14 protein-coding genes are annotated in these 14,399 nt (G+C 63.3%); 10 read left to right on the forward strand and 4 right to left on the reverse strand.

Translation table 11 applies throughout. The features are described from left to right. Positions 1-72: 72 nt before the first annotated feature. The 3 genes from leuA to ACQCS0_RS10865 all read left to right on the forward strand — a co-directional run bounded on the left by leuA (position 73) and on the right by ACQCS0_RS10865 (position 3,482). Positions 73-1,812, forward strand: coding sequence for a 2-isopropylmalate synthase (gene leuA, locus ACQCS0_RS10855; RefSeq protein ID WP_354155048.1), 1,740 nt, complete (start codon positions 73-75; stop codon positions 1,810-1,812). Between the two features lie 84 nt (positions 1,813-1,896). Further along, positions 1,897-2,649 (forward strand): DNA repair protein RecO, encoded by a 753-nt coding sequence (recO, locus tag ACQCS0_RS10860; RefSeq protein ID WP_282330714.1) that lies wholly within the window; start codon positions 1,897-1,899, stop codon positions 2,647-2,649. 2 nt (positions 2,650-2,651) lie between these two features. Next, a complete protein-coding gene (locus tag ACQCS0_RS10865; RefSeq protein ID WP_354155049.1) occupies positions 2,652-3,482 on the forward strand; it encodes an isoprenyl transferase in 831 nt (276 codons plus the stop codon). Here the strand turns inward: ACQCS0_RS10865 and ACQCS0_RS10870 are convergent. Continuing rightward, complete coding sequence (locus tag ACQCS0_RS10870; protein WP_354155050.1) at positions 3,437-4,447, reverse strand: alpha/beta hydrolase; 1,011 nt, start codon at positions 4,445-4,447, stop codon at positions 3,437-3,439. The genes ACQCS0_RS10865 and ACQCS0_RS10870 overlap by 46 nt on opposite strands. 75 nt (positions 4,448-4,522) lie before the next feature. Between ACQCS0_RS10870 and ACQCS0_RS10875 the strand changes: the two genes are divergently transcribed. Next, a complete protein-coding gene (locus ACQCS0_RS10875) occupies positions 4,523-5,596 on the forward strand; it encodes a quinone-dependent dihydroorotate dehydrogenase (RefSeq protein WP_354155051.1) in 1,074 nt (357 codons plus the stop codon). An 86-nt stretch (positions 5,597-5,682) separates the two neighbouring features. Here ACQCS0_RS10875 and ACQCS0_RS10880 read toward each other — a convergent pair whose 3' ends face one another. Further along, positions 5,683-6,285 (reverse strand): DUF3043 domain-containing protein, encoded by a 603-nt coding sequence (locus tag ACQCS0_RS10880; RefSeq protein WP_354155052.1) that lies wholly within the window; start codon positions 6,283-6,285, stop codon positions 5,683-5,685. A gap of 54 nt (positions 6,286-6,339) precedes the next feature. On the opposite strand from ACQCS0_RS10880, the gene ACQCS0_RS10885 reads away from it, so the two are divergent. After that, a complete protein-coding gene (locus tag ACQCS0_RS10885; RefSeq protein WP_426939770.1) occupies positions 6,340-7,785 on the forward strand; it encodes a dipeptidase in 1,446 nt (481 codons plus the stop codon). Positions 7,786-7,874: 89 nt separating this feature from the next. Here ACQCS0_RS10885 and ACQCS0_RS10890 read toward each other — a convergent pair whose 3' ends face one another. Then, positions 7,875-9,110, reverse strand: a complete 1,236-nt coding sequence (locus ACQCS0_RS10890) for a transposase family protein (RefSeq protein ID WP_354156531.1) — start codon at positions 9,108-9,110, stop codon at positions 7,875-7,877. 229 nt (positions 9,111-9,339) lie between these two features. Here ACQCS0_RS10890 and ACQCS0_RS10895 point away from each other — a divergent pair, with 229 nt between their 5' ends. From ACQCS0_RS10895 to ACQCS0_RS10910, 4 genes are all read left to right on the forward strand, one after another. Then, on the forward strand, positions 9,340-9,729 hold the full coding sequence (locus tag ACQCS0_RS10895) for a HesB/IscA family protein (protein WP_056340087.1): 390 nt from the start codon (positions 9,340-9,342) through the stop codon (positions 9,727-9,729). A gap of 187 nt (positions 9,730-9,916) precedes the next feature. Continuing rightward, positions 9,917-10,789: an aa3-type cytochrome oxidase subunit II gene (gene coxB, locus ACQCS0_RS10900; RefSeq protein WP_354156438.1), complete on the forward strand. Its 873-nt coding sequence runs from the start codon at positions 9,917-9,919 to the stop codon at positions 10,787-10,789. Positions 10,790-10,799: 10 nt separating this feature from the next. Beyond that, complete coding sequence (gene ctaD, locus ACQCS0_RS10905; protein ID WP_354156439.1) at positions 10,800-12,527, forward strand: aa3-type cytochrome oxidase subunit I; 1,728 nt, start codon at positions 10,800-10,802, stop codon at positions 12,525-12,527. After that, positions 12,524-12,925, forward strand: a complete 402-nt coding sequence (locus ACQCS0_RS10910; protein WP_354156440.1) for a cytochrome c oxidase subunit 4 — start codon at positions 12,524-12,526, stop codon at positions 12,923-12,925. Before ctaD ends, ACQCS0_RS10910 begins: the two co-directional genes overlap by 4 nt. 130 nt (positions 12,926-13,055) lie before the next feature. Here ACQCS0_RS10910 and ACQCS0_RS10915 read toward each other — a convergent pair whose 3' ends face one another. After that, positions 13,056-13,361, reverse strand: a complete 306-nt coding sequence (locus tag ACQCS0_RS10915; protein WP_354156441.1) for an HPr family phosphocarrier protein — start codon at positions 13,359-13,361, stop codon at positions 13,056-13,058. A gap of 173 nt (positions 13,362-13,534) precedes the next feature. On the opposite strand from ACQCS0_RS10915, the gene ACQCS0_RS10920 reads away from it, so the two are divergent. After that, positions 13,535-14,323: a GntR family transcriptional regulator gene (locus ACQCS0_RS10920; protein ID WP_282331368.1), complete on the forward strand. Its 789-nt coding sequence runs from the start codon at positions 13,535-13,537 to the stop codon at positions 14,321-14,323. Positions 14,324-14,399 lie beyond the last annotated feature (76 nt).

Genomic DNA, 14,399 nt, shown 5'->3' on the forward strand with positions numbered 1-14,399 from the left:
CATCCTCGTCGCGGAGTTTGTGTTGCCCGGCCACCCTTTCAGATTTGAACCACAGAAAAGGCCCCGATAGTAATGCGAAACGCACAGAAGCCCTCCGGAATGCCCGTCCACCGCTACACGCCGTTCCAGGATCTGATCACCGTTGAACTGCCTGACCGCACGTGGCCGGACAAGGTCATCACCAAGGCCCCGCGCTGGTGCGCCGTGGACCTGCGTGACGGTAACCAGGCGCTGATCGACCCTATGAGCCCAGCCCGCAAGATGAAGATGTTCGATCTGCTGGTCCGCATGGGCTACAAGGAAATTGAAGTCGGCTTCCCGTCTGCTTCGCAGACCGATTTCGACTTTGTCCGTCAGCTCATCGTCGGAAACCACATCCCGGACGACGTCACCATCCAGGTCCTCACCCAGGCACGCGAGCACCTGATCGAACGGACCTATGAGTCCTTGGTCGGCGCTAAGCAGGCGATCGTCCACCTGTACAACTCAACGTCCGTCCTGCAGCGCCGCGTGGTGTTTAACCAGGATCAGGACGGCATTCTGGACATCGCGCTCCAGGGCGCCCGTCTGTGCAAGAAGTACGAGGAAACCCTGGTGGACACGCACATCACCTATGAATACTCGCCGGAGTCGTTCACCGGAACCGAACTGGACTATGCCGTCCGGGTCTGCAATGCCATCGCCGACGTCTTCGAAGCATCCGCCGACAGCCAGGTCATCATCAACCTGCCCGCCACGGTGGAAATGGCCACTCCGAACGTTTACGCCGATTCCATTGAGTGGATGAGCCGGAACCTGCACCCGCGCGAAGGCATCATCCTGTCCCTGCACCCGCACAACGACCGGGGCACCGGCGTGGCCGCCGCCGAGCTGGGGTACCTGGCTGGCGCGGACCGGATCGAGGGCTGCCTGTTCGGCAACGGCGAGCGGACCGGCAACGTGGACCTCGTCACCCTGGGCCTGAACATGTTCGTGCAGGGTATCGATCCCATGATCGATTTCTCCGACATCGACGAGATCCGGCGCACGGTGGAGTACTGCAACCAGCTCCCCGTCGCCGAGCGTTCCCCCTACGGCGGCGACCTCGTGTTTACCGCGTTCTCAGGCTCGCACCAGGACGCCATCAAGAAGGGCTTCGAGGCGCTGGAGAAGGACGCTGCCGCCGCCGGCACGGACGTCGCGGACTTCACCTGGCAAGTTCCGTACCTGCCCGTTGACCCCAAGGACCTGGGCCGCAGTTACGAGGCCGTCATCCGGGTCAACTCGCAGTCCGGCAAGGGTGGCGTGGCCTACCTGCTCAAGAACGAACACAGCCTGGACCTGCCCCGCCGTGCCCAGATGGAATTTTCCGGCGTCATCCAGAAGAAGACCGATACCGTGGGCGGCGAAGTCAGCGGCGCCCAGTTGTGGCAACATTTCCAGGACGAGTACCTGCCCTCCAGCGAAACGGACGGCCAGTGGGGCCGTTACTCGCTCGGTTCCGTCAGCACCGAAACCGATGACGACGGCGGGATGACACTGCACGCCTCGCTCACCGTTGATGGTGTCCAGGCCCGACGGACGGGCACCGGAAACGGGCCCATCGCCGCGCTGTTGAGCATCCTGCGCGAGGACGGCGTGGATGTCCGGGTGCTGGACTACAGCGAGCATGCCCTTTCGGAAGGCGGCAGCGCCATGGCCGCAGCCTACGTCGAGTGCGCCGTTGGGGAGCGGGTCCTGTGGGGTGTCGGAATCGATGCCAACACCAGCATGTCCTCGCTCAAGGCCGTCATTTCCGCGGTCAACCGGGCCATCCGGGATTCCCGCGCCTGATTCGGAATGCGTTGCGCGCCGGGAATCACGGCGCGCAACGCACCGGCATCGCCGGCTTTCCGGAACTCAGTGCGAAGATTAACCGTGGTCCAACAATCCTTTGCTGCCCGGTCTTACCGGGATGACGCCGTGGTACTTCGTACCCACAAGCTGGGCGAAGCCGACCGCATCATCACCCTGCTGACCAAGCACCACGGCCAGATCCGCGCCGTCGCCAAGGGAGTACGGCGGACCAGCAGCAAGTTTGGGGCGCGGCTGGAGCCCTTTATGGTTGCAGACCTGCAGCTCGTCTCCGGAAAGACACTGGACATCGTCACCCAGGCGGTTGCCAAGGGCGGCTACGGCAGCAACATCGCCGCAGACTATGGCCGTTACACCGTGGCCGCTGCCATGACTGAAACTGCGGAGAAACTGACGGATGTAGACGGCGAAGCCGGCACCGCCCAGTACAACTTGCTGGTGGGTGCGCTGGCATCGCTGAGCCGGGCCGAACATGCGCCCGGACTGATTCTCGATTCCTATCTCCTGCGCGCTCTCGCCACCGGCGGCTGGGCGCCGAGTTTCACCAACTGTGCCCGCTGCGGCCGGCCCGGCCCCCATACGGCGTTTTCAGCTCCCCTCGGCGGCATGGTCTGTGCCGACTGCAGGCCACCGGGTTCGCCTGCGCCGGCGGCGGAGACCGTCGTACTGCTGGGCGCCTTGCTGACGGGGGACTGGACGACGGCGGACGGTTCGCAGGTGCCGCACCGCCGGGAGGCTGCGGGGCTGGTGGCCGTATACCTGCAATGGCACCTTGAACGTGTCCTGAAATCCCTCAAACATGTGGAGCGTGGCTGACAGTGGCCTTGGGAAAGAAGATGAGTCCTTCGCGGCAACGGACCACCCCTGTGGTGGCACCGTATCCGCACCCTTCAGGCGCGGTTGCCCCGGCGATTCCCGCCGAATTCGTCCCCCGCCATGTCGCTATTGTGATGGACGGAAACGGCCGTTGGGCCAACCAGCGGGGCCTGCCGCGGATCGAGGGTCACAAGGCGGGCGAGCCTGCCCTCCTGGATGTCGTGGCGGGCGCCATCGAATTGGGCATCGAGTTCGTGAGCGTCTATGCATTCTCCACCGAAAACTGGCGCCGCTCACCAGAGGAGGTCCGCTTCCTGATGGGTTTTAACAAGGACGTGCTACGAAGGCAGCGAAACCAGCTGGACGAGTGGGGTGTCCGCGTGCGGTGGTCCGGCCGGCGTCCCAGGCTGTGGGGCTCGGTGATCCGCGAACTTGAAGAGGCCGAGGAATTTACCGCGGGCAACAGCACCTGCACGTTGACCATGTGTGTTAATTACGGCGGCCGGGCGGAAATCACTGACGCAGTTTCGGCAATTGCCGCCGAGGTTGCCGCAGGCCGTATCAAGCCCGGTGCCATCACCGAGAAAACCATCCAGAAGTACCTGGACGAGCCGGACCTGCCGGACGTGGACCTGTTCCTGCGGAGCTCGGGGGAGCAGCGGCTCTCCAACTTCCTGCTGTGGCAGTCGGCGTATGCGGAGTTCGTCTTTATGGACACGCTGTGGCCCGATGTCGACAGGCGGACCCTGTGGGACGCCGTCGAAATCTACGCCCAGCGGGACCGGCGCTACGGCGGCGCTGTCGACGCCGCGCCGGGTTCGGCAGTACCGTAACCCCGGAGCCAGCGGGCGAGCCGCGCATAGGCGTCGGCCCGCACTTTGGCAGGGGAGAGGAAGACGTCGTGGAGCGCGCCGTCGATCCGTTCCACCGTGACGCTGCACCCCAGTGTCAGGGCGCGGAGGGCGATGATGTTGACGTCCAGTACCGCGTCGGTGCGCCGCATTTCCTCGGACCAGAACGGCCCGGTGGCGCTGCCCCGGGAAAGCAGCACCAGGATGGGTATGTCGATGTTCAGGCCACGGGCCACCTTGGTGTGACCGGCCAGGATGGCGCTGAGCCAGCCCGCGCGGAGCGGAAACGCCATGGGCGGCCGGAACCTGTCGTCAAGCGGCCACTCGCCGTCGGCTGAACTGCTGATGGTCCGCCAATAAAACCCCCGCTCCGGCAGCCGCAGGACAGCCTCCGGCCGGAACCGCGCCACGGGTCCCACCATCGTGGACGCTGCACGGCGGACCAGCGAGCTGCCGTGCATCTCCAGCCAGGGACTGTTCAACACCAGCTGGGCGGCTGCTCCGGGGTGGTTGCTGACCCAGAGGGCGGCCACCAGGCCGCCGGTGGAGTGGCCCATCAGCGTGAGGGAGGCCTGTGGTTCCTGTCCCGGCGTGTGCGTGTCGGCCCGGATGATGGCGAGGGCCGCTTCGATCTCGGCGTCATAGTCCGCCAGGTTCGCCACGTAGCCGCCCGGCGTTTCCGGGCGCAGGCTGCGGCCGTGGTTGTGCATGTCCAGGGCGTAGAACTCGTAGCCCCGGCCCGTCCAGAACCGGGCGAGGTCCACATTGAAGAAGTAGTCGCTCCAACCATGGAGGAACAGCACGGTCCGTCGCCGGCCGGTGGCCGCCGGTTCGTTCGCCGGACGGAAGCGCACCAGCGTGGCGGTGCGCTGGACGCCGTCGTCGCCCCCGGCCTCGAAGGTGCAGGCTTCGAAGCCAGCACCGAGGATATCTGGCTGCCACCTCATGGCTTTATGCTAGCCGGGGTCGCGTGTATGGCGTCCCGGTTTGGTCTGGACCGTCCGAGACGGAAAACTAGAGCCATGCGCGTATATCCGACATTCTTCAGGCTGGCCTTTTCGTGGATGGACGCGGAACGCGCCCACAAGATCGGATTCAAGGGAATCAAGCTTGCCCATGCTTCCGGCGCAGGACGCCTGCTGCACCGGTTCACGGCGCCCGCGGCCTCACTGCAGACTTCTGCCTTCGGGCTGACCTTCCCGTCCCCGTTCGGCCTCGCAGCCGGGTTCGACAAGGAGGGGTTCGGCATCGAGGCCCTCACCGAACTTGGCTTTGGCCATGTCGAAGTAGGAACCATCACCGGGCAGGCGCAGCCGGGCAACGAGAAGCCGCGCCTTTTCAGGCTGATCGAGGACCGGGCTGTCATTAACCGGATGGGGTTCAACAACGATGGCGCGGCCGCCGTCGAACCGCGCCTCAAAGCGGCACGCGCGGCGCTGCAGCGCCGGCATCCCACAGTGCGCCCCGTGATCGGGGTGAACATTGGCAAGAGCAAGGTGGTGGAACTCGACGACGCCGTGGCCGATTACCTGATCAGTGCAAGGAGCCTGGCGCCGGCCGCGGACTATCTGGTAGTCAATGTCAGCTCACCCAACACGCCCGGGCTGCGCCTCCTGCAGGATGTCCAGACCCTCCGTCCGCTGCTGACCGCAGTGGGGCACGAGGCGGACAAGGCAGCTGGCCGGCATGTCCCGCTGCTGGTGAAGATCGCACCGGATCTCAGTGATGAGGACATCGACGACGTCGCCAAGCTGGCCCTGGACCTTAAGCTGGACGGCATTATTGCCACGAATACGACGATCGGGCGTGAGGGGCTGTCGTCGCCGGCTGCGAAAGTGGAGGAATGTGGTGCCGGGGGCCTGTCCGGGGCACCGCTGAAGCAGCGTTCCTTGGAAGTCCTTCGCCGCCTCAGGGAGGCCACTGGGAGTGCGATCACGCTGGTGGCGGTCGGCGGCGTCGAGACGGCCAAAGACGTCCAGGACCGCCTGGATGCCGGGGCCACGCTGGTCCAGGGCTACACGGCATTCCTGTACGAGGGGCCCTTCTGGGCGTCCCGGATCAACCGCGGCCTGGCGAAAGCCCGACGCAACAGTTAATTAGGCAACAAAACCCCGGCAGTCTGACTGCCGGGGTTTTCGTTGTCTAAGGGAGGAGTGCTGCCGGGTCTGGCCCGGCCTGCACATCAGGACGGGTATTGCCCGCGCTTCACCAGCGGTTTGGGCAGGCGCAGTTTGCGGAACTGCAGGGATCGCATGGAGCCGTACCAGACGGTGCCACGCTCAACCTCGCCGAACTTCCCGGTCAGCTTCTTGCGGAGCTGCCGGGACAGGATGAACACATCCACAAAGACGGCCAGGAACATCACCCAGAAACCGCCCAGGACATAAACCATCTGCTCGCTCGAAGCCGGCACGATCAGGGAAATGATGACAAATACCAAGGCGCCGAACATCAGGTATTCGCCCAGGCTGAAGCGCGCATCCACGTAGTCGCGGGCATAACGCTTTTGCGGTCCCTTGTCGCGCAAGGGCAGGAATTTCTCATCACCCGTATCGAGCGCCCGGCGCATTTTGGTCCGCTGGTCCTGGATGGCCTGGCGCTCAACGGCCTTGGACGCCTTGCGGTCCTCCGGCACCAGGGGCCGTTTGCGGGCGGCCTCCTGGGCTTTGCGTTTGGGCGTGGGCGCACCCTTGCCTAACGCGGCATCCTGCCGGGCTGCCGCTTCGGCGGCCTGCTGGTCTATTGATTGCTGCGCCGTTGGCGCTTCCTTTTTACGTCCGAACACGTGAACAGAATACCTTGCGGCCCAAGGAGATTCGGCGCGGGTATCGTGTTCGCCATGACTCCCACTCCAGCAGCCAACCCGTCAGCCGCCAACATCCCCGGCTCGGGTCACCCTGCGCCGGCCATCGACGCGGACGGACTCAGGCTGTCCGTCGCAGCTTCGTTCGACTCCACCCTCGACCGGCTCAAGGAACTTGTGGCCATTCCCGGCATCGCCTGGCCGAGTTTTGATCCGGCCCCCTTGGAAGCCAGCGCGCATGCCGTTGCGGAACTGTTACGCACTGCCGGCGTGGAGGATGTCCAGGTCCTGCGCAGTAATAAGGACGACGGCGGCCCCGGCGGCCCTGCCGTCGTCGCACGTTGCCAGGCGGCGGCAGGGAAGCCGACTATCCTGCTGTACGCCCACCACGATGTCCAGCCGCCCGGAGATCCGGCGCTGTGGGAAACAGAGCCTTTTGCCGCCGTCGAACGGAACGGCAGGTTGTACGGACGCGGCGCTGCTGACGACAAGGCCGGGATCATGGCCCATGTGGCCGCCTATGCCGCAGCGACCGAGGTGCTGGGCGCGGAATTCGGGCTTGGCGTGACGTTTTTCTTCGAAGGGGAGGAGGAGGCTGGTTCTCCCACCTTCCGTTCGTTCCTGGAAACGCACCGGGAACTACTGAAGGCCGATGTGATCGTGGTGGCCGACTCCAGCAACTGGAAGGTGGGCATTCCCGCCCTTACCACCAGCCTGCGTGGCCTTGTGGACGGAACCATTGAAGTTCAGGTGCTGGAGCATGCTGTCCACTCGGGCATGTTCGGCGGCCCCGTGCTGGACGCGCCAACCCTGCTGTCCCGATTGATTGCCACGCTGCACGACGCAGACGGCAATGTGGCCATCGAAGGCCTGGTATCAAATGACAACGTCGGCGTAGAGCTCACCGAAGCGGAGTACCGTGCCGATTCCTCCGTTCTCGACGGCGTCCGGCTCGCCGGCACGGGCAGCATCGCCGCCCGGCTGTGGACCAAGCCCGCGCTGTCCATCACCGGCTTCGATGCTCCCGCCGTGGACGTGGCCTCAAATACGCTCCTGCCAAGGGCGCGTGCCAAGTTCAGCCTGCGCCTGGCGCCCGGCCAGGCTCCGGCGGCAGCGATGGAAGCCGTTCAGCGCCACGTCCAGACCAATGCACCCTTTGGGGCAAAGGTGGTGTTCACTCCCGGGGAAAGCGGAAAATCGTTCCTCGCGGATACATCTTCAACGGCGGCGAAGTTCGCCATGTGGGCGCTGGGGGAGGCCTGGTGTGTTCCGGCCGTGGAGACTGGAATCGGCGGGTCAATTCCGTTCATCGCGGACCTGATGGATGTTTATCCGGACGTCCAGATCCTCGTGACCGGTGTTGAGGATCCAGATTCCCGTGCCCACAGTGCCAACGAGTCCCTTCACATTGGTGATTTCAAGAATGCTGTGGTTGCCGAGGCGCTGCTGCTTGCCCGGCTGAACACAGAAGGCCTGGCCTGATCCCGGGCCCCGCTGATGCCGGGATTAGTTCACCATTGGGAACAATCAGCGGTCCGGCCTGGTTACGTCAGGAGTCGAAACGACTCATGTCAAGATGCACGCGAAAGTGTCTTGCTTGCCTCATCTAATTGTGCTCGCGTGGATGATGCTTCCAGTGCCCGTGTTTTCGCTGCGGCGAGTGCGATCAGCTGGGTCTGGATCTTGGTGATGCCGCGGGTGAGGTCGGCCGGGTTGGTGATCTCCATCAGCTCGGCGAGTTCCGCGGCTTTAGCTCCGGTCAGGATCCCGGAATCGATCACGCGTTGGTACGGGGTACGCGGTTTGTCATAGATGCGGGCCTTCTTCCCGTGCTTATTGGAGCGCCAGCCGACCGCTTTCGTGGTGGCGGTGAAGAGGTTCAGCCGTACCCGCACGAGGGCGTAGAGGGCGTTGAGCAGCTTCAGCTCCGCGGCGGTATCGTAGCGGTAGTGGAAGGCGTGCCGGCGGACCACGTCGCCGTTTTTCTGCTCGACGTGGGCGTTGTCGTTGGACTTGTACGGCCGGGACCGGGTGAAGTAGATGTCCTTGTCATCGACCCATTTGATCAGGGCGTAGTTGATGAACTCTCCTCCGTTATCGGTATCCAACCCGACCATGGGGAACGGCAGCCGTGCCACGACCTCATCCATTGCCTCCAGCACCCATTTGTGCGCGCCGTTGCGGACCGCGACGTTCTCGGTCCAGCCGGTGAACACGTCCGTGGCGGTGAGGGTCCTGGCGAATTCCCCGGCCAGGGTGGGGCCGCAGTGGACGACCATGTCGGCTTCGATGAAACCGGGAGCCTGTTCGTGTTCATCCCCGGCCTTGCGGACCGTGATTGAGTTGCGCAGCAGGGGCCCGGCCTTGGTCGCGGACAGGCCTTTAGGCCTGCCGGCGTCCTTGGTCGGTTTGAGCAGCCGGTCGATGGTGGCACCGGAGACCTTCAGCAGCTGCGCCCTCACCTCAGGGGTCAGCCTGTCCTTGTCCAGTTCCCCGAAGGCCTCAAGCTTGGGCAGCCACAGGTCCATGGTGGCGGCCAGGTACTTACCCGACGGCATCCCCGCGAACCGCCACACCTCGATCAGGACCTTGAGGGTGCCGTAGCCGTAAGTACGTCCCCGCGGCTTCCGCACAACAGCCTTCGCAGGACCCTTACGCTTACGGGCCGTGGACAGCGCCCGACGGGCATTGGCCCTTGACCAGCCGGTGACGGCCACCAGCTCATCGAGCACCGCCCCCTTGGCCTTCTTGGCTCCTTTCGCATAATCGCGTGCGTACTGCTTCGTGATTTCCCTACGCGTACCCATCGACAGGCCCATCCCTCATCGTCACCGCCGTGCCCGTGGCGGCCCGTGATTTACGCGAGCGTTTCTCAAATGAGGCACGCACCCCATCTCGCGAGCACTATTGATGAGTCTGGTCGGGAGTTAGAGCTACAGGGCTGACCGAAGTAGCATGTAGCTATAGCCCGTACCGTATCCGTAGGGGCAGGCACCGCTGACGCGGGGCCGCCAGGACCGTCCTAAGGTAGGCCAAATGAGCACTGCAACCAACGAGAACATCACCGAGACCACCAGCGCTGCCAGCGATGAACTGGCCGCACACGAGGTCAAACTGACCGACGTCGCAGCAGGCAAGGTGCGCAGCCTCCTGGAGCAGGAAGGCCGGACCGATCTCCGCCTCCGCGTTGCCGTCCAGCCCGGCGGCTGCTCCGGCCTAATTTACCAGCTGTACTTCGACGAGCGCCTCCTCGATGGAGATGCCGTCCGCGACTATGACGGCGTCGAAGTTGTGGTGGACAAGATGAGCGTGCCGTACCTCAGCGGAGCCAGCATCGACTTCGAGGACACAATCTCCAAGCAGGGCTTCACCATCGACAACCCCAATGCCGGTGGCTCCTGCGCCTGTGGTGATTCGTTCCACTGACCCGGTTATTTCGCCCGATGCCGGCGCCTACATTCCGTCCGCCAAAAACGGTACGGAGGCACGGCGCCGACATGTGGGCGAAACGCCCGGCAGAGCGGTAAGCTCTACACCGAGTAGTAAAACTTTTAGTGTGCCCGGCCGGCCCCTTGGGTGGCCGGGCAACAGCAACAAGTAGGAAGGGCCGTCTGTGAGTTCGCAGAACCGAACCGGCAGCCGACGCAAAACGATCACTACGATCTCAGGCTTGGCAGTTGCCGGCGCGTTGGTTTTGACTGGATGTTCGCCAGAGGTAGAGAAGGGGTGGCTGCCCACCGAGCGTGGCACCACCAATCACACTGACCGGATCATGGACCTCTGGGTCAACTCATGGATTGCAGCCCTTGTTGTGGGCATCATCACGTGGGGCTTGATCGTTTGGTGCCTTGTCGCCTACCGCCGCCGCAAGGGCACCACGGGTTTCCCGCGGCAGACCAGCTTTAATCTCCCGCTGGAGGTCTTTTACCTGACCATCCCGCTGTTCATGGTCCTGGTGTTCTTCTACTTCACCGACCGCGACCAGCAGGCCATCGATGACCGCTCCAAGCCCGCCGACGTCGTTGTTGACGTCCGCGGCAAGCAGTGGGCTTGGGACTTCAACTACAAGTCCGGCGATGTCGTCACCGAGGATGTCCACGAGGCAGGTGTCCAAGCACACCTGACCGGTAACACCATCAATAAGGAAGCGCTGCCGACGCTCTACCTGCCGGTTGGAAAGTCTGTGGACCTCGAACTGAACTCCCGCGATGTCATCCACTCTTTCTGGGTTCCCGCCTTCCTCCAGAAGCGCGACATGATACCCGGCAAGACCAACTACATCAGGTTCACACCCACCAAAGAGGGAACTTACGACGGCAAGTGCGCCGAGCTCTGCGGTGAGTACCACTCCGAAATGCTGTTCCGCGTCAAGGTTGTCTCCGAAACCGAATTCCAGGCTCACATGGACAAGCTCAAGGCAGACGGCAACACCGGACTCCTCGGCGAAGAGTATGACCGCAACCCGAACCTGAACGAAATTAAGTAAGGGGAGCGACGTGGCTACTTATACCCAGACCGCACCTGCCGGAACCCTAGAGGCTCCCGTAGTTCCTAAGTCCAAGGGACGCATCGTCGTCAACTGGATCACCTCCACCGACCACAAGACCATCGGGTACATGTACCTGATCGCCTCATTTGTGTTCTTCTGCCTCGGTGGCGTCATGGCTCTGCTCATCCGGGCTGAACTGTTCGAACCCGGCATGCAGATCCTGCAGACCAAGGAGCAGTACAACCAGCTGTTCACGATGCACGGCACCGTCATGCTGCTGATGTTCGCCACCCCGCTTTTCGCCGGCTTCACCAACGTCATCATGCCGCTGCAGATCGGTGCCCCCGATGTCGCGTTCCCACGACTGAACGCCCTGGCCTTCTGGTTCTTCCTCTTCGGCTCCACCATCGCGGTGTCCGGCTTTATCACCCCCCAGGGTGCGGCGTCGTTCGGCTGGTTCGCTTACGCGCCGCTGTCCAACACTACGTTCAGCCCGGGCATCGGAGGTGACCTCTGGGTCTTCGGCCTGGCGCTGTCCGGATTCGGAACCATCCTGGGTGCGGTCAACTTCATCACCACCATCATCTGTATGCGCGCTCCGGGCATGACCATGTGGCGGATGCCCATCTTCACCTGGAACGCCCTGGTGACGTCCATCCTCGTGCTGATGGCCTTCCCGCCGCTGGCTGCCGCACTGTTCGCACTCGGCGCCGACCGCCGCTTCGGTGCACACATCTTCGATCCGGAAAACGGCGGCGCGGTGCTGTGGCAGCACCTGTTCTGGTTCTTCGGACACCCGGAGGTGTACATCATCGCGCTGCCGTTCTTCGGCATTGTGTCCGAGATCTTCCCGGTCTTCAGCCGCAAGCCGATCTTCGGGTACAAGGGCCTGGTCTACGCGACCATCGCCATTGCAGCCCTGTCCGTGACCGTGTGGGCGCACCACATGTACGTGACCGGCTCGGTGCTGCTGCCGTTCTTCGCTTTCATGACCATGCTGATTGCGGTCCCCACCGGCGTGAAGTTCTTCAACTGGATCGGCACCATGTGGCGGGGGTCCATTACATTCGAGACCCCCATGCTGTGGAGCATCGGCTTCCTCATCACCTTCCTTTTCGGCGGCCTGACCGGCATCATCCTGGCGTCCCCGCCGCTGGACTTCCACGTCTCTGACTCCTACTTTGTGGTGGCGCACTTCCACTACGTGGTCTTCGGCACAGTGGTGTTCGCGATGTTCGCAGGCTTCTACTTCTGGTGGCCAAAATTCACCGGCAAGATGCTCAACGAGCGCCTCGGAAAGATCCACTTCTGGATGCTGTTCCTTGGCTTTCACGGCACGTTCCTGATCCAGCACTGGCTGGGGGTCATGGGCATGCCCCGCCGCTACGCCGACTATCTGGTGGAGGACAATTTCGCCTGGATGAACCAGTTCTCCACCATCGGCTCCTTCCTGCTCGGCGCCTCAATGATTCCGTTCTTCTGGAACGTTTACATCACGTCGCGCAGCTCCGAACGCGTTGAGGTTGATGACCCGTGGGGCTTCGGCGCCTCGCTTGAGTGGGCTACCTCCTGCCCGCCGCCGCGGCACAACTTCACCTCGCTGCCCAGGATCCGTTCAGAGCGTCCCGCCCTGGACCTGCACCACCCCGAGCTCTCGCAGGTACATACCGTTGACTCGCCTGCAGCTGCAGCAGCGGTGCTCGGTAACGCCGACCAGAAGGACACCGCCAAGTGAAAATCGAATCATGGATATTTGGAGCCGGAGTCTTCTTCTTCGTACCGGTTTCGCTGGTCTACGGTTTCCTGACCAACTGGCATGAGTGGGTCGGAACCCTCGGAATCCTCCTGGTTGGCGGCCTCTCCGGGATGATCGGCGGCTACCTTGGCTTCACCGGCAAGCGCATCGGCATGCGTCCTGAGGACCGCAACGATGCCGAGGTCCACGAGGGCGCCGGCGAGCAGGGGCACTTCAGCCCCTGGAGTTGGTGGCCGCTGGTTCTGGGCCTCGCCTGCGCCGGTGGATTCCTGGGCCTCGCGGTGGGCTTCTGGATTTTGTTCGTTGCAGCCGGCCTCGCAGTCGTAGCCCTCGTGGGTTGGGTCTTCGAGTACAGCCGCGGGGACCACGCCCATTAGCAGGCGCTGAGCTTCAGCAAAGTTTTCGCACATTACGACGTCGGGCCCCACCGGAAGGTGGGGCCCGACGTCGTTCTTGTCCGTTCGATGTTGTGAGCGGAGCCGCGGCCCAAATGCCCCGCGGGAGGGCCTAGCTGGCCCCCTGTGACGCCAAGAGCTCAGCCAGCATACGGAGAGCCGCTTCTGCGTCACGGTGAGTGACAGAGCCACTGAGGGCACTCTCGGGAACTGAAAGTTCTACCTCGCAGCCGAACGGGAAATCGGCAGTCATCACTTCCAACAGGGATCGGGCGTCGACACCCTGGATACCGGCCTTGCGGATACTGACAGTAAATCCCGTTTCGGTCACTGCCTTAACGAATATTGCGGCGGGACGGGCATGCAAGCCGACTGACGCTGACACAACGGCCTTATGCACTGGCAAAGGGTCTCCCATTTCCTGACGGCCCCCAAACCGTCATCGCTGAATTTCCTGTCCAATATATCCCGCAGGATGGCCGCGCGACCAAACCGGTGAAGTCGGATGCTTCGGCGCTGGAAGTGGTCTAGTCCAGCGGTGTTGCGTGCCTTAAGCTTGGATAGTGAAAACTGAAGCAAGGGCTTTCCTTCGTGGCTGATGCCCGCGGTGTTGCCGGTGAGATAGACCGCGGCAGCGGGATTGCCATCTACATCCAACTCAGAGAGATCCTCCGGGCCTACATCAGCGATTCCTGTCCGTCCGGCTCCGCTCTGCCCTCGGAACGTGACCTTGCACTGCGCTTTGGCCTGGCGCGGATGACCGTCCGGCAGGCCATCGATGCCCTTGTCGGTGAGGAAGTCCTCGAGCGTGTTGTGGGCCTTGGCACGTTCGTACGCAAGCCCAAACTCGACCTTCAGGTAAAACTCACTTCGTACAGCGAGGAGATGCAACGCCGCGGCATGATCCCGGCCGCTAAAGTCCTGAGCTTTGAACAGATCGGCGCCAGTGCCTTCCTGGCCCGTGAACTGCAGGTCGAGGAGGGCACGCCACTGGTCCGTTTCCGTCGGCTGCTGCTGGCGGACGGAGAACCCATGAGCGTGGACGAGAACTTCATCCCGGCGCAGCGGGTTCCGGGGCTCCTCGACGGCGAGCCGCCAACTTCGCTCTACAACGTGCTGAGTGAGCAGTTCGGCCTCGTGATGGAATGGGGGGAGGACATGATCGAGGCGACGGCTGCTTCGCCTTCGACGGCACGGCTGCTCAATGTCGACGTCGGCGCCCCCTTGCTGAAAATCCAGAGGCACGCTTTTGTTGCCCGGGCGATGGTTGATTATTCGGTTTCGTATTACCGTGCCGACCGCTACAAGCTATGGGTACCACTTCAACGGCCAGGTGCGAGGCCTGCCCGCAACCAATCTCTGGGCTACCGAAACCACTAGCAACGGGCTGGCCGCAGCCAACAGCGGCGGCCGCCAGTAACGGGAAAGGCCCGGTCCAAATGGATCGGGCCTTTCC

It is taken from the genome of Pseudarthrobacter sp. S6 (assembly GCF_050156575.1).
Taxonomy (GTDB): Bacteria; Actinomycetota; Actinomycetes; order Actinomycetales; family Micrococcaceae; genus Arthrobacter.